Annotated in this window: 12 protein-coding genes; 6 read left to right on the top strand and 6 right to left on the bottom strand. The window is 74.1% G+C overall.

The genetic code is table 11. The features are described from left to right. Nucleotides 1-389: 389 nt before the first annotated feature. Nucleotides 390-1,472, top strand: a complete 1,083-nt coding sequence (locus FHX40_RS15080; protein ID WP_170198844.1) for a DUF742 domain-containing protein — start codon at nucleotides 390-392, stop codon at nucleotides 1,470-1,472. A 203-nt stretch (nucleotides 1,473-1,675) separates the two neighbouring features. Here FHX40_RS15080 and dnaJ read toward each other — a convergent pair whose 3' ends face one another. Both dnaJ and hrcA read right to left on the bottom strand, forming a co-directional pair. Continuing rightward, nucleotides 1,676-2,815, bottom strand: a complete 1,140-nt coding sequence (gene dnaJ, locus FHX40_RS15085) for a molecular chaperone DnaJ (RefSeq protein ID WP_142260215.1) — start codon at nucleotides 2,813-2,815, stop codon at nucleotides 1,676-1,678. After that, a complete protein-coding gene (hrcA, locus tag FHX40_RS15090; RefSeq protein ID WP_142260216.1) occupies nucleotides 2,816-3,832 on the bottom strand; it encodes a heat-inducible transcriptional repressor HrcA in 1,017 nt (338 codons plus the stop codon). It lies immediately after the preceding gene. 266 nt (nucleotides 3,833-4,098) lie between these two features. Between hrcA and FHX40_RS15095 the strand changes: the two genes are divergently transcribed. Next, on the top strand, nucleotides 4,099-5,001 hold the full coding sequence (locus FHX40_RS15095; RefSeq protein WP_142260217.1) for a hypothetical protein: 903 nt from the start codon (nucleotides 4,099-4,101) through the stop codon (nucleotides 4,999-5,001). A gap of 53 nt (nucleotides 5,002-5,054) precedes the next feature. Further along, complete coding sequence (locus FHX40_RS15100; RefSeq protein ID WP_189136143.1) at nucleotides 5,055-5,876, top strand: DUF3097 domain-containing protein; 822 nt, start codon at nucleotides 5,055-5,057, stop codon at nucleotides 5,874-5,876. Nucleotides 5,877-5,881: 5 nt separating this feature from the next. On the opposite strand, the gene hemW is transcribed toward FHX40_RS15100, so the two are convergent. Then, the gene (gene hemW, locus FHX40_RS15105; RefSeq protein WP_142260218.1) at nucleotides 5,882-7,099 is read right to left on the bottom strand and encodes a radical SAM family heme chaperone HemW; all 1,218 of its coding nucleotides are present in this window, start codon (nucleotides 7,097-7,099) and stop codon (nucleotides 5,882-5,884) included. A gap of 16 nt (nucleotides 7,100-7,115) precedes the next feature. Beyond that, nucleotides 7,116-8,954: a translation elongation factor 4 gene (lepA, locus tag FHX40_RS15110; protein ID WP_142260219.1), complete on the bottom strand. Its 1,839-nt coding sequence runs from the start codon at nucleotides 8,952-8,954 to the stop codon at nucleotides 7,116-7,118. 629 nt (nucleotides 8,955-9,583) lie between these two features. Between lepA and rpsT the strand changes: the two genes are divergently transcribed. The 3 genes from rpsT to FHX40_RS15125 all read left to right on the top strand — a co-directional run bounded on the left by rpsT (nucleotide 9,584) and on the right by FHX40_RS15125 (nucleotide 14,737). Then, nucleotides 9,584-9,862: a 30S ribosomal protein S20 gene (gene rpsT / locus FHX40_RS15115; protein ID WP_142260220.1), complete on the top strand. Its 279-nt coding sequence runs from the start codon at nucleotides 9,584-9,586 to the stop codon at nucleotides 9,860-9,862. 746 nt (nucleotides 9,863-10,608) lie between these two features. Then, the gene (locus FHX40_RS15120) at nucleotides 10,609-13,401 is read left to right on the top strand and encodes a hypothetical protein (protein WP_142260221.1); all 2,793 of its coding nucleotides are present in this window, start codon (nucleotides 10,609-10,611) and stop codon (nucleotides 13,399-13,401) included. Nucleotides 13,402-14,023: 622 nt separating this feature from the next. After that, nucleotides 14,024-14,737 (top strand): ABC transporter ATP-binding protein, encoded by a 714-nt coding sequence (locus tag FHX40_RS15125; RefSeq protein WP_229788354.1) that lies wholly within the window; start codon nucleotides 14,024-14,026, stop codon nucleotides 14,735-14,737. 23 nt (nucleotides 14,738-14,760) lie between these two features. Here FHX40_RS15125 and modA read toward each other — a convergent pair whose 3' ends face one another. Beyond that, on the bottom strand, nucleotides 14,761-15,504 hold the full coding sequence (gene modA, locus FHX40_RS15130; RefSeq protein ID WP_142260222.1) for a molybdate ABC transporter substrate-binding protein: 744 nt from the start codon (nucleotides 15,502-15,504) through the stop codon (nucleotides 14,761-14,763). A 739-nt stretch (nucleotides 15,505-16,243) separates the two neighbouring features. Continuing rightward, on the bottom strand, nucleotides 16,244-17,230 hold the full coding sequence (gene holA / locus FHX40_RS15135) for a DNA polymerase III subunit delta (RefSeq protein WP_229788357.1): 987 nt from the start codon (nucleotides 17,228-17,230) through the stop codon (nucleotides 16,244-16,246). Between the last annotated feature and the right edge of the window lie 13 nt (nucleotides 17,231-17,243).

Below are 17,243 nucleotides of genomic sequence, written 5' to 3' on the forward strand. Positions count from 1 at the left end.
GCCTCCCCGTTCGCCCGGATCCGGGCGTTCCACCGCACGCGCGGGCGGGCATGGGCTTGCACATTTCAGCCGATTGGCCGCGGAATACGGCGATCGGCCCTCCCACGGCGCCGCGTACCGGTACGGTGACGTTGGGGTGGGCTCGTCACGAGCCGAACGCATCGGGGGTCCTACCGATCCGGCCGTTCCTGACGGGGGCACGCTCGTGCGCGTTCGCCGGGCGTTTCCGTGCCAGGTGGGCCGGGCGGTTGCCGACACAGAGCGGGGCGGGGTGGACGACTGCGATGAACGACGGCTGGAACGAGTGGGGTCCGCGGGTCCCCGACCCGCGCACGACCGGCTCAGGTCACGCGGGTGCCGCCGAACCGGCCGGTAATCCGCGTCCGGCCGTGCCCCCGCAGGCCCGGCCGCCGCACGGTGACCTGCTCGGCGGCCCGTCCCAGGGCCACCGCATCGCGCCCGGGCAGGCCCTGGCCGGCCATCGGCCGCCGGAGGGGGCCCTGCCCGCGCCGCCTCCCGCCTGGTCCGGCCAGGTCGGCGCGGCGTGCCCGCTGCCCCAGACCGGGAACGGCCCGTACGGCGGGCCGGGCAGCGGCGGGACCGGCCCTTCCGCGCACTTCCCCGGCCCGCAGGCCCAGGGCGGCGACCACGCGGCCGTGCCGCCGCAGGCCCGGTTCGCCCCGCCGGAGACGGGCCGTCACCTGCTCGGCCCGCACGTCTCCCCGGCGGCCCAGGCGGATCCGGCCTCCGCGGACCGTCACGCCACGCGCCCGGCGCTCCAGGTGTCCGAGCCGCCGCCGGGCCGGCTCGCCGTACCGCAGACCGGGTACCACGTCGTGCGGTTCCACCCGCAGACCACCCGGGCCGGGCACGACCGGCCGGACGCCGTGCCGGGCCGCCACGCCGCCCGCCCGCCGCTCGGCGCCGGTCCGGGCCGGTTGCCGGAGGAGATGACGGACCGCCCGCTGCGGTGGGGTGACGAGCGCATCCTGCGGCGGCTGGCCGACCAGGGGTTCGGCTGGGGGTACGACCCGGGCGCGCACCGGCCGCGGTACGGCCAGGAGCCGCCCTCGCGCGGCGGCGAGCCGTACCCGTTCGACGACGAGGCGATGGACGGCCCCTCGATGAAGGTGAGCGCGTCCGGGGAGATCGCCCGCCCGTTCGTCACCACGTCCCGGCGCACCCGGCCGCTGGAGGAGCGGCTGCGCATGGAGACCCTGCTGTCCTCGACCCCGGCCGCGCTCGAGGCCCCGCTCGCCTACGAGCACGCGCACATCGTCGAGCTGTGCCGCAGCCCGCAGTCAGTCGCGGAGATCGCCGCCGGGCTGCGGCTTCCGGTCGGGGTGGCGCGTGAGCTCATCGCCGACCTGGTGACCGAGCGGTTCCTGATCATCCACGCCCAGGTCGTCCTCGGCAAACGCCCGCCGCGGCAGCTCCTGGAACGTATCCGGGCCGGGGTCCGGGCGCTCTGAGCCGCACCGGCGCGCGGCCGGGCACGACGGCACGCCGTACCCCGGGCCGTTACCGGCGGCGGTGAACGGTTCGACCGTGACGACGGGGCGGCGCGCTCCGATCGGGCGTGACAGAGCCGCCGGCGCGCACCGCGCGGACCCGGCCGGGACGTGGGCGTGGTCGCGACGTGCTCAGGCCGTCATCGGCCGCGCCACAGATCTCTTCAACGACCGTTGAACGCGTCCCGGAGGCGGGAGAAGAAGCCCTGCTGGCCGGGGGCGAACTTGCCGGGCGGGTGCTCCTCGCCGCGCAGCTTGGCGAGCTGCCGGAGCAGCTCCTCCTGCTGGGAGTCGAGGCGGGTGGGGGTCTCGACGTTGACGTGGATGAGCAGGTCGCCCCGGCCGGTCTCGTTGAGGTGCGGCACGCCGCGCCCGTACAGCGGGATGATCTGGCCGGACTGGGTGCCGGGGCGGATGTCGACCTCCTCGGGGCCGTCGAGCGTGTCGATCACCAGGGTGGTGCCGAGGGCGGCCGCGGTCATCGGCAGGTGCACGGTGCAGTGCAGGTCGTCGCCGCGCCGCTCGAAGATCGGGTGCGGCCGCTCGACGATCTCCAGGAACAGGTCGCCGGGCGGGCCACCGCCGGGCCCGACCTCGCCCTCGCCGGCGAGCTGGATGTGCGTGCCGTCCTCGACGCCGGCCGGGATCCGCACCTTGATCGTACGGCGGGTGCGCACCCGGCCGTCGCCGGCGCACTCCTGGCAGGGGTGCCGGATGATGGTGCCGTAGCCGCCGCACTGGGGGCACGGCCGCGTCGTCATGACCTGGCCCAGGAACGAGCGGGTGACCTGGGAGACCTCGCCCCGCCCGTTGCACATGTCGCAGGTGTCGGGGTGGGTTCCCGGCGACGTGCCGGAGCCCTGGCAGACGTCGCAGAGGACCGCGGTGTCGACCACGAGCTCCTGGGTCGTGCCGAACGCCGTCTCGGTCAGGTCCAGCTCCACCCGGATGGTGTGGTTCCGGCCGCGGCGTGCCCGGGTGCGCGGGCCCCGCGAGGCGGTGCCGGTGCCGAAGAAGGCGTCCATGATGTCGCTGAACGGGAAGCCCGCACCGAACCCGGTGGCCGTGCCGCCCGCCGTGGCGCCGGAGCCGAACGGATCCGCGCCAAGGTCGTACATCTTGCGCTTGTTGGCGTCCGAGAGCACCTCGTACGCCTGGTTGATCTCCTTGAAGCGCTCGGCGGTCGCCGGATCCGGGTTCACGTCGGGATGCAGCTCGCGCGCGAGCCTCCGGTACGCCTTCTTGATCTCCTCTTGGCTGGCGTCGCGACGCACCCCGAGGATGGCGTAGTAATCCTTCGCCACTTAAGACCCCGCCAGAATCTGACCGACGTAGCGCGCCACCGTGCGCACCGCACCCATCGTCACCGGATAATCCATTCGCGTCGGGCCCAGCACCCCGAGCCGGGCGAGTTCCTTGTCGCCGGAGCCGTACCCGGCGGCCACGAACGACATGCCCTTCAACCCCGTGTACGGGTTCTCCGAGCCTATCCGCACCGTCAGGGAGGAGGGGTCGTTCGACGGCTCGCTGAGCAGGCGCATGAGGACCACCTGCTCCTCGAGCGCCTCCAGCACCTCGCGCAGGCTGACCGAGAAGTCGGCCGCGGCGAGGTTCGCGGTGCCGGCCATCACGATTTTCTCATCGTTGCGGTCCACGAGGGTCTCAAGGAGAGCCGAAAGAATCGTGGCCGCGACCGAACGGTCCTCCGGCGGCAGGTGCTCGGGGAGGTCCTGCACGGTGTCGGGCACGTTGCTCAGACCGCAGCCGTCGAGGCAGGCGTTGAGCATCGCCCGCAGGTGCGCGATGCGGTCCTCCTTCACCGGGTCGGGCAGCTCGATCACGCGCTGCTCCACGCGGCCGGTGTTGGTGATGAGGACGAGCATCACGCGGCGGTCGGTGAGCGGGACGATCTCCACGTGGCGCACCGTGGACTTGGTGAGCGACGGGTACTGCACCACGGCCACCTGCCGGGTGAGCTGGGCCAGCAGCCGGACCGTACGGCGCAGCACGTCGTCGAGGTCGACCGCGCCGGCCAGGAAGGTCTCGATCGCCCGTCGCTCGGCCGCCGACAGCGGCTTGATCTGCGACAGCCGGTCCACGAAGAGCCGGTAGCCCTTGTCGGTCGGCACCCGCCCGGCGCTGGTGTGGGGCTGGGTGATGTACCCCTGCTCCTCCAGCACCGCCATGTCGTTACGGATCGTGGCGGGGGAGACGCCGAGGTTGTGCCGCTCCGCGATCGCCTTGGATCCGACTGGCTCGTTGGTGGACACGTAATCTTCGACTATGGCGCGCAGAACCGCCAGCTTGCGGTCATCGAGCAACGTGTTCACCTCCCGGCCGCCCCGGTGTCGTGTAACAACACCTTGCTTGGCACTCAGTGTTCCCGAGTGCCAAGTGTACGGCTCCCATCTCTCAGGTGCGATAACTCATTCTGGCGGGTGGGAAGGCTCCCGCCCGATTCCGCCGTGACGGTACCGCGACGGTCGTGTCGACGGTCCGTTCCGCGGCCGAACGGGCACCAAATCGGTATCGAAACACCGGGTCGAGGGCCGGTGCGGCCGGGGAGGGAAACCGTCACACTCGGATTATGAGCCAGTCGAACGACCCCCGGCCGGAGGGGCAGGCCCCCGGCCCTCAAGGGTACGGCGGCCCGCCGCCCGGTCCCGCGTCCGGCCCGGCCCCGCAGCCCCCGCAGCCGGGCCCGCCCCCCGGGTCACCGTACGGCCCGCCGCCCGGTTCCCCGCCCGGCTTCCCGTCGCAGCCCGGTTCCCCGCACGGCTCGGCCCCCGGGCCGCAGCAGGTTCCGCCGCCCGGCGCGCACCACGCCCCGCCGTACCCGCCGCCGTCCCCCGGCGCTCCCCCGCCCGGCTACGGTCCGCCGCCGGGCGGCCCCGGGGCGCCGCCCCCGCCGCCCGCCGCCGTCGGGCCGCGGCGCGTGTGGATCCTGCTGGCCTGGCTCGCCTTCGTGGCGAGCGTGGTCCTCGGGTTCATGGGCGTGTTCTCCACGGTGGAGTCGGTCGGCGAGGAGGCGGCCCCGCCGCGGCACTTCCGCAGCGGCGAGCCCGCCACCTTCGAGGCCTCCCCCGAGGACCGGCCGGTGCTGTACGCCTCGACCAGCCGGCCGGTGAACTTCGTCTGCGAGGCGACGACCGCCTCCGGCCAGGGCGTCCCGCTCACCAAGCCCGGCTACACGATGACGTTCACCGCGGGCGGCCGGGTGTGGGAGCACGTCTTCGACATCGGCGTCACCCAGCCGGGCACCTACCGGATCGTCTGCGAGGCCCCCGCCTCCTCCGACGTGGTCTTCGGCGTGGGCAAGCAGTTCACCAGCGACCAGGCCGCGAGCACCGTGGGCGGCGTCCTGCTGTGGTTCGCGCTGATGTTCGTCACGTTCGCGGTGGCCGTCGTGGTCACGGTGCTCGTGCTGGTGCGCCGCAGCCGGGCGCGGCGGCGGCTCGCCGGGCCGTGGCCACCGTACGGCGGGCGGTGACACCGGCCGTCGCAAGGCGGCGATGACGCCGTGATTTGCTAGCGTGCCCTGCCATGTACGAGGACGTGCTCTCCGGCCGGCGGCGCCGTTTCGCCCGGGAGCCCATCCCGGAGGTGCCGGCCGAGCCCGGGCTGGTGGTGGAGGACGCCGCGGGCGACTTCTGCGGCGCGGTGGTCGCCTGCGACAAGCACGGGGTCACCCTGGAGGACCGCTTCGGGCGGCGGCGGGTCTTCCCGCTGGAGCGCGGGGCGTTCCTCCTCGAGGGCAGACCGGTCACCCTGGTACGGCCCGGCACCCGGCCGGCGGGCGCCCCGGCGCGGCCGCGGCGCAGCGCGTCGGGCTCGATCGTGGTGGAGGGCCTGCGGGCGCGGGTCGCCAAGGAGAGCCGCATCTACGTGGAGGGCGTGCACGACGCCGAGCTCGTGGAGAAGATCTGGGGCCACGATCTGCGGGTCGAGGGGGTCGTCGTCGAGTACCTCGAGGGCATCGACGATCTGCCGCGGATCGTGGCCGAGTTCGGCCCGGGGCCGGGGCGCCGCCTCGGCGTGCTCGTCGACCACCTCGTGCCCGGCTCGAAGGAGAGCCGCATCGCCGAGCAGGTGGCCTCGCCGTACGTGCTCGTGGTGGGGCACCCGTTCGTGGACATCTGGCAGGCGGTGAAGCCGTCGGTGCTCGGCATCCCGGCCTGGCCGGAGGTGCCGAAGGGGGTGCCGTGGAAGGAGGGGGTGCTCGCGGCGCTCGGCTGGCGCATGGACCCGGGCGAGGCGTGGCGGCACATCCTGGGGCGGGTCACCCACTTCACGGACCTGGAGCCGGAGCTGCTCGGCCGGGTGGAGGAGCTGATCGACTTCGTGAGCCCGCCGCCCGCCGAGTGACCCGCTCAGGCGAGGTCGCGGATGAGCGCGTCGGCGAGCAGCCTGCCGCGCAGCGTGAGCACGGCCCGGCCGGCGCGGAACGGCCCGGGGTCGAGCAGCCCGTCGGCGAGCGCGCGGGCCACGGCCGGGCGGGCCTGCGGGCGGATCTCGTCGAGCGGGTGGCCGGTGGCGAGGCGGAGCTGGAGCATGAGCCGCTCGACGGCGCGGTCCTCGGCGGTGAGCACCTCGCGGGCGTGCCCGGGCGACTCCCCGGCGGCGATGCGGCTCGCGTACGCGGCCGGGTGCTTCACGTTCCACCAGCGCACCCCGCCGACGTGGCTGTGCGCGCCCGGGCCGACGCCCCACCAGTCGCCGCCGGTCCAGTAGAGCAGGTTGTGGCGGCACCGCGCCTCGGGCGAGCGGGCCCAGTTGGAGATCTCGTACCAGGCGTATCCGGCCTCGCCGAGCATGGCGTCGGCGATGAGGTAGCGGTCGGCGGCGACGTCGTCGTCGGGCGCGGGCAGCTCGCCCCGGCGGATGCGGGCGGCGAGCCGGGTGCCGTCCTCGACGATGAGCGCGTAGGCCGAGATGTGGTCGGGCCCCGCCTCGATCGCGGCGGCGAGCGTGGCCCGCCAGTCGTCGTCGGTCTCCCCCGGCGTGCCGTAGATGAGGTCGAGGTTGACGTGTTCGAACCCGGCTGCGCGCGCCTCCCGGGCGGCCGCGGCGGCCCGGCCGGGGGTGTGCCGCCGGTCGAGTACGGCGAGCACGTGCGGCCGCACGCTCTGCATGCCGAGGCTGATCCGGGTGAAGCCGCCCGCGCGCAGCTCGGCGAGCGCGGCCGGGGTGACCGACTCGGGGTTCGCCTCGGTGGTGACCTCGGCGCCGGGGGCGAGCCCGAACTCCTCGTCGATCACGCGCAGGATCCGCACCAGGTCGGCGGGCGGCAGCAGGGTGGGCGTGCCGCCGCCGAAGAACACGGTCGCCACCCGCGGCGCGGCGTCGCCGAGCACCCGCCGCGCGAGCCGTACCTCGGCGGCGGCGGTCTCGGCGTAGTCCGCGCGGCTCGCGCCCGGGCCCAGCTCGGCCGCGGTGTAGGTGTTGAAGTCGCAGTAGCCGCAGCGGGTCACGCAGAACGGCACGTGCACGTAGAAGCCGAACGGGCGCTCCCCGAGTCCGCGCAGCGCGGACTCGGGCAGCTCGCCGGTGCGGGGCACCGGCTCGCCGTCGGGCAGGGCGGAAGGCATGGGCGGCCCCGGCGGGCTACTTCTTCTTGTCGCTCGACGTGTCGGTGGCGAGCGCGGCGACGAACGCCTCCTGCGGCACCTCCACCCGGCCGACCATCTTCATGCGCTTCTTGCCTTCCTTCTGCTTCTCGAGCAGCTTGCGCTTCCGGGTGATGTCACCGCCGTAGCACTTGGCGAGCACGTCCTTGCGCAGCGCCCGGATGTTCTCCCGGGCGATCACACGGGAGCCGATCGCCGCCTGGATGGGCACCTCGAACTGCTGCCGCGGGATGAGCTCCTTGAGCTTGCGCGCCATCTCCACGCCGTAGGAGTACGCCTTCTCCCGGTGCACGATCGCGCTGAACGCGTCCACCGGCTCGCCCTGCAGCAGGATGTCCACCTTGACCAGGTCGGCCTCCTGCTCGCCGGCGGGCTCGTAGTCGAGCGACGCGTACCCGCGGGTGCGGGACTTGAGCTGGTCGAAGAAGTCGAAGATGATCTCGGCCAGCGGCAGGGTGTAGCGGATCTCCACCCGGTCGGTGGACAGGTAGTCCATGCCGAGCAGGGTGCCGCGGCGGCCCTGGCACAGCTCCATGATCGCGCCGATGTGCTCGGCCGGGCTGAGCACCGTGGCGCGCACCACCGGCTCGTACACCGCGGCGATCTTGCCGCCGGGGAACTCCGACGGGTTGGTGACGGTGACCTCCTTGCCGCTGTCGAGCACCACCCGGTAGGGGACGTTCGGCGCGGTGGAGATCAGCGACAGGCCGAACTCGCGCTCCAGCCGCTCGCGCACGATCTCCATGTGGAGCAGGCCGAGGAAGCCGCAGCGGAAGCCGAAGCCGAGCGCGGCCGAGGTCTCCGGCTCGTAGATGAGCGCGGCGTCGTTGAGGCGCAGCTTGTCGAGGGCCTCGCGCAGCTCCGGGTAGTCGTCGCCGTCGATCGGGTAGAGGCCCGAGTACACCATCGGCTTGGGGTGCTCGTAGCCGGGCAGCGGCTCGGTCGCCTGGCGCGCGGCCGAGGTGACCGTGTCGCCGACCCGGGCCTGGCGCACGTCCTTCACGCCGGTGATCAGGTACCCCACCTCGCCGACGCCGAGGCCGTGCTTGGACGGGATCGGCTCGGGCGAGATGACGCCGATCTCCAGGGTCTCGTGGGTGGCCCCGGTCGACATCATCATCGTGCGCTCGCGGGGGGCGAGGTGGCCGTGGACGACCCGCACGTAGGTGACGACGCCCCGGTAGATGTCGTAGACCGAGTCGAAGATGAGCGCCCGGGCCGGGGCGTCGGCGTCGCCGACCGGCGGCGGCACCTGCATGACCACGTGGTCGAGCAGCTCCTTGACGCCCTCCCCGGTCTTGCCGGAGACGCGCAGCACGTCCTGGGGCTCGCAGCCGATGAGCCCGGCGAGCTCCTCGGCGTACTTGTCCGGCTGGGCCTGCGGGAGATCGATCTTGTTGAGGACGGGGATGATGGTGAGGTCGGCGTTCATCGCCAGGTAGAGGTTGGCGAGGGTCTGCGCCTCGATCCCCTGCGCGGCGTCGACCAGCAGGATCGCGCCCTCACACGCCTCGAGCGACCGGGACACCTCGTAGGTGAAGTCCACGTGGCCCGGGGTGTCGATCATGTTGAGGACGTAGTCGACGCCGTCCGGGCCCTTCCAGGGCATCCGTACGGCCTGCGACTTGATGGTGATGCCGCGCTCCCGCTCGATGTCCATGCGGTCGAGGTACTGCGCGCGCATCTGCCGCTCGTCGACCACGCCCGTGAGCTGGAGCATGCGGTCGGCGAGCGTGGACTTGCCATGGTCGATGTGCGCGATGATGCAGAAGTTGCGGATCACCGCGGGGTCGGTCAGGCCAGGCTCAGTGCGCACCGTGGTCCGTTTCGGCAGGTTCGATCACGATCAAGGGGCCGGGAGCGCCGGCCCGTCTTCCATGGTGGCATGTTCGGGTGACAGCCCGGACCGCCACGGTGTCACCGGCGCGGTCCCGCCTCCCGGCGGTTCCCGCGTCCGTCCCGCTGTTGTGCCCCGGTGCTCCCGATCGCGGGCGTGACCGCGGCGGCACTCCTGGCGAGTCTACCGGCAGGGCCGCGAGACGGGCGAAGATCCGGCCGCCCGGGGCCCACGCTCGCCCGGCCGTACCGGTGGCCGGGCGCCGGTACGGCCGGCACGGCGGCGGCCGGGCCGTACCCGGGGCGGCGGGTGTGCCATTGAAACAAGGCGGCGGGCCGGCGGGGCGGCCACGGCGGGATGCGGGCGGGCAGGGCACGGACGGGTGACGGGTCGATAACCTTCGGTGCGGCCTCGACCGGGTGTCCTACACTGCCTTGCGCACGGCACATTCCCCACCGGGTCCCCGTTGCGGCCGGCGGCCGCAGGGGCCATGTGCCCTGCATTGATTTGAGCGGCGTGAGGGGCGTTGATACCCTGTCTCACTGCGTGTGGTGCGCCCTCTCTGCCCGCGCGAACCAATCCACCGACTTTCTGACCGAGGCTTCTTCGTGGCTAACATCAAGTCCCAGATCAAGCGCAACAGGCAGAACGAAAAGCGTCGTCTGCGTAACAAGGCCGTCAAGTCTTCGCTGAAGACGGCGATCCGCAAGTTCCGCGAGGCCGCCGACCGGGGCGAGGTCGAGCAGGCGGTCGTGCTCATGCGCGCCGCGTGCCGCCAGCTGGACAAGGCGGTCACCAAGGGTGTGATCCACAAGAACCAGGCGGCCAACCGGAAGTCGGCCATCGCCAAGCGCGCCGCTGCGCTGCAGGCCGCGGCGTCGAAGTAGGCCTTCCCGGGCCGAGCGCAGGGCGCGCATCACCGTCGCGAGCGCCGTGACTCCGTGGGAGCACGGCGCTTTCGCCATGCCCGGATATCTCAAGTTCGTGACAATGTCATAATTTGTCACGGAATCGATATCACTTCTCCATTTCCGTAGCGCATCGCCTCCATCACCATCCGGCCCGCGCCGCCGACCTCGCCGACGTTCGCGCTTACAGTCGTGGCAGGTGGCTGCGATACGACGAGCGGAGGAGCCCGGATGTGGTGGCGGACGCCGCCGGCGGTGCGGCGTGCAACCGCCGGACCGCTTCCGCTGTTCGTCACCCGCGGCGCGGCGCGGCCTGCCACCGTCTTATCCGGCACGCCCGCGTACGGCCCGCCCCGCCTGCGTCCCGGCCCGCCGTACCGCCTTATCGGCACGGCGGTGACACCGGGCCGGCCGCACGCCACCGCCCACCGCGGCGCACCACGCGGCACCCGCCCGGCCGGTCCGCGTGCTTCCGGTGCCCCCGCCCCCATCGGCCCGGGGATCGTGCCGGCGGCCGTCGCCCTTGGCGCATCGCGCGCCGACCCGTGTCCGCCCGAGGCCACGGCACGCGCCCGGTCCGCGGCCGTCCCGCCTCCGGCCACCGTCCCCGATCACTCGGACACGCCCCGCGGCGGTAGCCGGCCCGCGTCATCCGCCGCGTCCGCCGTCGTTCTCCGCCGGAGCGCGGACCGCATCGGCCCGCCCGCGCCGTGGGGGCGCTCCGCATGAGCCCGCTGCGCATCCTCCGCGCCCACCGCGGCGTGGCCGGCCTGCTCGCGCTCCTCACCCTCACCGCCGCCACGCTGCTCGCCGGGCTGCCGCGGATCGTGGCGGACTCCTTCGACCGGGCGGTGCGCCGTGCCGTACAGGAGAACCCCGCCGAACCGGCCGACCTGACCGTCGCGCTCGAGCCGGAAAGCTCCGCCGACCTGCTCACCGACACCGACCGGCTCGCCGAGCAGCACGACCGGCTGCACGCCGGGCTGCCCGGGCCGCTGCGCGCGATCGTCGCCACCGGCGCCGCGGCTCAGGCGGCGGGGGCGTCGTACGCGGCGCGGACGCGGCGCATGCCGCTCGCCGACCGGATCGGTGCGGAGGACCACGCACTGCAGTTCCTCAACCTCGCCTGGGTTGCGGGTGCGGGGGGCCGGGTGCGCTACGTCGCGGGGTCGCCGCCCGGGCCGCCCACGACGGCACAGCCCGTCCCCGGGTACGGCGGGCTCGGCGACGTGCCGCTGATCGAGGTCGCGCTCTCGCACGCCGGGGCCGCGGCGATGAACCTCTCGGTGGGGTCGCTGCTGCTGCTCGGCGACGTCGAACCGCGGCTCGCCCGGGTCACCGGCCTGTTCGAGCCGGTACGGCCCGCCGACCCGTTCTGGCGCCACCATCGGGATCTGCTGCGCGCCTCGATCCGGCTCACCACGGCCGGGGACGAGCAGCACCTCACCGGCCTCGTGCACCACGCCGCACTGGCGCGGCTCGGCGGCCCGACGGACCTGCGCTACGAGTGGACCCTGCCGGTCGACTCCGGCGCGATCACCGCACGCGACGCCGCCGCGATCGCCGAGGCGGTCGACCGCTACCGGGACCGGCTCCGGCGGCAGGCCGCGCTCCCGAACGGGGTGGCGCGGTTCGAGCTGCACACGGGCCTGGACACCGGGCTCGGCCGGTTCCTGGAGCGGCAGCGCGTCGCGGTGGTGCTCGGATGGCTCGTCATCGGCGGCCTCGGCCTCGTCGCCTGCGGCGCCGTCACGCTCGCGGTACGGCTGCTGTGCGACCGGCTGCGGCCGGCTCCCGCGCCCGCCTGGCACCGCTCGGCGGTCCGCCGGTCACGGTCCTCGCCGAACGGCCAGAGGAACGGCGAGCATCCGGGAGCGGAGCGGCCCGGGACCGACCAGCGGGTGGGCGGATCGCGCCTGGCGGTCGCCCGCGTCGCCGCCGGGGCGGGCGCGGCGGTCGCGCTCGTGTGCGTGCCGGCGGCGCTGCTCGGGTACGGCCTGGGGTCGCTCGTGCCCGGCCCCGCCGTACCGCCGGCCCACCTCGCGCCGTCTCTGCTCGCCCTGGGCGCGGCCGTGACGGCGGCGGGGCTCACCGCGGCCGCCCATCGGGCACCGGCGCGCGGGCCGTCCGGCGACGCGCCCGCCCGGCGCCTTTCCCGGCGACGCCTCGCCACCGAGGTCGCCGTCGTCGTGCTCGCCCTCGCCGCCGCCTACCTGCTGCGCGTCCGCGGGCTGCCCGCCGCCGGGGCGGGCGCGCGGGACGGCGACGCCGGCCTGTTCCTCGTGCTCGCGCCCGTGCCGCTCGCGGTCGCGGCCGGGCTCGTCACCGTCCGCCTCTCCCCCTTCGCGTTGCGCCTGCCGGCGTGGCTGGCCGCCCGGCGGCGGTCCGCCGTCCCCTTCCTGGGGCTCGCCCTGGCGACGCGGGCGGGGGACGTGTGCCGGCTGCCCGCGCTCGTGCTGCTGCCCGCCCTCGCGGTGGCCGTGTACGGGGTGGTGGCCGCCGACGCGCTCGAGTCGGCGCAGTCCGTCGCCGCGTGGCGGGCCACCGGGGCGGCGGCCCGGGTGGAGCGCCTGCCGGGCCCGGCCGAGCCGGTGCTCTCCCGGCTGCGCGAGGTGCCGGACGTACGCGCCGTGGTGCCCGCGCTGAAGGGCACCGGCCGGCTCGGGGCCCGCGGGCAGAGCGTCACCGTGGTCGCGGTGGACCTCGCCGCGTACCGGCGGCTGGTCGCCGGCTCGCCGCTCACCGTGCCCGCCCCGCCCGCGGACGTGCCCGGCACCGCGCTGCCCGCGCTGGTCACCCGCGACCTGACCGTCTACTCCCGTTTCGAGGTCGGCTGGTACCGGCGGATCGAGGTGGTCCCCACCGGCGTGATCGACGGCGGGCTGCCGGGGCTCGCCCCCGAGGAGGGCAGCCTCGTCGTCGTGCCGTTCCAGGCGCTGCCCCGGGCAGGGCTCGGCGGCCTGGCGAACGTGCTGCTCGTGGACGGCGACGATCCGGATCCGGCCGAGCTGCGCGCCGCGGCGGGCGGCCCGGACGCCTCGGTCGTCACCGTGCACGGGGAGGCCGAACGCCTCGCCGCCGCGCCGATGGCCACCGCGCTCCGCACCGTGCTCTGGACGGCCGCCGCGGCGGTCACCGGCTGCGCGGTCCTCGCCGTGCTGCTCGCCCCGGCCGCGCGGGCCGGGCTCCGGTCGCGCACGCTGGCCACCCTGCGCGTGCTGGGCCTGTCGGCCGGGCAGGCGTGCCGGGTGACCGCGTTCGAGGTCGCCGCCGTGGCGGCGTGCCCGATCCTCGCCGGGACGCTGCTCGGCCTCACCCTGCCGGTCCTGCTCGGCCCGGGTGTCGACTTGGCCGTGTTCGCGGGCACCCCGGGCGATTACGGCCTGCCGTTCGGCCTCGTCGCGCCGATCCTGCTCGCCGCCGGGCTCATCGCGGCGGCGGCGCTCGGCGGCGGCCTCCTGCACGCCGGCCCCGGCCGCCGCCGGATCGGCGATCGCCTCCCCGGGGAGGGCGGATGAGCACGGGCCACGCCGTCGCCGTACCGCCGTACCGGACGGCCGCGCCGGGCCGTACCCGGTGCGCGGACGTCAGCGCCGGGCTCCGGCCCGCGTCCGCGCCGACGTGCGGCCACCCGACCGCCGCCGCGACTGCGATGTCGCGCCTTGCCGACCCCATGGACCGGCGGGTACGGCCGCTCCGGAACGCCGCGGCGCGAAGCGTCGACGCCCTCCGGCCGGGTGCCGGCCAGAGCGCGTACGGACGCAGCCCAGCGCCGACCGCAGCCCAAGCCGCAGGTGCCGAGCCGCGCCCGGCGGCCCGGCCACGGCCGCGGGCCGACCGCCCCGAGCTCTCGTCCTACGGCGCGTTGTGCGATCCGGCCACTGCGCACCACCGCGGCCATCACCCGCCCCGGCCGCATCCTCCCGCCGGATGCCTCGCGCAGCGGAGCGCGTGGCGCGGCCGGGTGTGGCGTGACGGAAACGTCCCGAGCAGTACCCGTATGGGGCGACCGGCCGCCCCGGCACACGTCGCCGGTGGCGGGCGCCGCGGCACCGCCACCGGCCACCGGCGTCCCCTACGCCCAACGGCAGAGCACGGCCACATCGGGGGTGTGGCCCAACCGGCCCGAGGAGGACCGTCATGATCGAGCCGATGGTCATCGCCGCGAACCTGCGCAAGGCCTACCGGCAGGGACCGAGGGAGGTCGTCGCGCTGCGCGACGTCTCCTTCGCGGCTCTCCCAGGGGAGCTGGTCGTGATCAGCGGAGGGCGCGGAGCGGGCAAGACCACCCTGCTCAACCAGGTGGGCGGGCTCGACCGTCCCGACTCCGGCGAGGTGACCATCGCCGGGCGGCGGATCACCGACCTCTCCGAAGGCGACCTGCTGCAGCTGCGGCGCAAGGAGATCGGGTACGTCTTCCCGTCGTTCGGCCTCATCCCGGTCCTGACCGCGGCCGAGAACGTCGGGGTGCCGCTGCGGCTTACCAACACCCCGGTCGACGAGCGGGACAAGCGCGTCGAGGAGCTGCTCACCCTCGTCGGGCTCGCGGACCACGCGGACCGCAGCCCGTACGAGCTGTCCGAGGACCAGCGCCAGCGCATCGCGATCGCCCGTGCCCTCGCCAACCGCCCCCGCCTGCTGATCGCCGACGAGCCCACCGGCCGCCTCGAGGCCCGCAGCAGCCGCCGGATCATGGAGCTGCTGCGCACCCTCACCCTGACCGAGGACGTCACCGCGCTCGTCACCACCGCCGACCCCGCCCTCGTCGGCTACGCCGACCGCGTCCTCACCCTGCGCGACGGCGTCCTCTCCTCGCCACGCCAGACCTGGGCGGAGCCACGAGAGGCCTCGTGACGGCCGGAGGCCGGTCGAGTCGATCAGGTCACCTCGAAGCCGGCCTTGGCCAACACGTCCTTGCCCCGCCGGGACAGCACAAGGTCGACGAAGCGCTCGGCCAGATCACCGGCCGACGCCTTGCTCAGGACGGCGATGGGATAGTCGTTGACCGCCTGGCCGGCCTCGGGGAAGGAGATTCCCTTGGCCTTGCCGCCCGAGGCGATCACGTCGGTCCGATAGACGAGCGCCGCGTCCACCTCGCCCAGTTCGACCTTGGTGAGCGTGGCCTTGACGTCCTGTTCCAGGGTGACCGGGGTGACCTTGAGCCCGGCCGCGTCCAGGACCTTGACCGTGGCGACCCCGCACGGCACCTGCTCGGCGCACAACGCCACCTTCACGTTGGGATCGGCGAGGTCCTTCAGCTCGTCGACCTGCGCCGGGTTGTCCGCGGGCACGGCGATCTGCAGCCGGTTACGCGCGAACGTGGTCGGTTGCTCGGCCAGGGACGCGTCGGTGACGGTCTTCATGGTGGCCGGGTTCGCCGCGGCGAACACGTCCGCGGGCGCCCCTTGGACGATCTGCTGGGCCAACGTAGCGCTGGAGCCGAAGTTGAACCGCACCCTGGTGCCCGCGTGCTCGGCCTCGAACATCCTGCCGAGCTCGGTGAACGTCTCGGTCAGCGACGCCGCCGCGAAGACCGTCACCTCGCGCTCCCCGCCGGCCGATCCACCGGAGCCGCATCCGGACAAGGCCCCCAACGCGAGCGTGACAGGCACAGCGATCATCCACCGGGAAAGACGCCTGAACACAAAGAGCTCCCACACGTGACCGGTCACCCGACTGATCGGCGGACGATGCCGGGAACGGCTCCGAGCAGCCCAGCGGCGTCGTCGACCAGAACTTCCTCAATACCCTATATCGCAAGTTCCAATGGAAACACCTCTACCCCATCGCATCAGCGAGCACTGGGCGAAGCATTTCGCCGCAAGTACGAGGTGGAGGCCGCCCGCGCCCGGATCCATCCGGCCGCCGGGTAACCGCCGGCGTATCCGCCGGTGCGCTCCTGACGGCGCACCCCGGTGGGCACGGTCCGGTCCTCACCCACGGGGTGGCCGCAAGATCAGCGGAGTGAACCCCTCCACCTCGGCGACGTCAACGACCCTGCCCTTCCGGCTCACCCCTCCATCCGCCGATTACGACCTGCAAGGCAGTGAGCCTTCCGAGCGGAGACCACACCACGATCAACCCGTTCGGACGGTGCACAGCGCGAACCACCCTCCCACCCCGCAAGGCAAGCACAATCCGTCGACAACCCCCCCGGGGCGACCGCGAGATCAGCGGGGTGAACCCCTCCACGTCGGCAACATCAACGCCCGGCGCCCTTCCAGCTCACTCCTTCACCCGTCGGCCGCGACGCAAAGCCGATGCGTCTCCCAACGGAGACCACACCAGAACACGCCACGATCGACCGTCTGAGGCGCGTGCAGCGGGAGCCGCTCTCCCGGTTCGTGGGAGGCGGGCAGGTCAGCGGCCGTTGCGGCTGGCGCAGATGATGCGCACCGCGCGCTCCAGCGCGTAGGCGGGATCGACGCCGGCGCCCTTGACCTGCTCGTCGGCGTCGGCCACCGCCTGGATGGCGGTGCTCAGCCCTTCCGGGCCCCAGGCGCGCAGCCGGTCCTGGTAACGCTTGGCGAGCCACGGGGGCATGCCGAGGGCCTGGGCGAGGTTGGCGCCGCGGGCGTTGCGGGCGCCCGCGACCTTGGCGAGGGTGCGCAGCTCCTTGGCGAGCGCGCTCACGATGAGCACGGGGGGTGTGCCCGTCGCCAGGGACCAGCGGAGCTGCTCGAGCGCCTCGGCGGCCTTGCCCTCGGCCGCGCTCTCGGCGACCGTGAAGCCGCTCACCGCCGCCTGGCCCCGGTGGTAGCGCGCCACGTCCGCGGCGGTGATCGTCTTGTGCTCCGCGGGCGTGTCGAAGACGAGCTGGCTGCACGCGGCGGCGAGCTCCCGCAGGTCGTTGCCGACCGCGTCGAGCAGTGCCTGGGCCGCGTCGGGCGCGATCGACCGCCCGGCCCGCTTGATCTCGGCCTTGATGAAGTCCAGCCGCTCGCCGGGTTTGGTGATCTTCGGGACGGTGACGACCGCCGCCCCGGCCTTTTTGAGCCCGTCGACCAGTGCCTTGCCCTTCGCTCCGCCCGGGTGGGTGAGCACGAGCGTGGCGTCCTCGGCGGGTTGCTTCGCGTATCCGACGATCTCCGTGATGACGTCCTTGGACAGATCCTGCGCGGACCGCACCACGATGATCGAGCGCCCGCCGAACAGCGACGGCGAGGTCAGCCCGGCCAGCTCTCCGGGCTCGACCTTCCCCCCGATCAGCTCGTGCCGCTCGGCCTCGGGATCGACGGCCCGCACGGCCGCGACGACCGCGCCCACCGCCCGGTCCACGAGCAGCTCCTCCTCGCCGATCACCAACGTCACGGGTGCTGGACTCGTCGCCGCCATGAGAGCCAGCATGCCACGCCCTCCC

This window comes from Thermopolyspora flexuosa (assembly GCF_006716785.1).
Taxonomy (GTDB): domain Bacteria; phylum Actinomycetota; class Actinomycetes; order Streptosporangiales; family Streptosporangiaceae; genus Thermopolyspora; species Thermopolyspora flexuosa.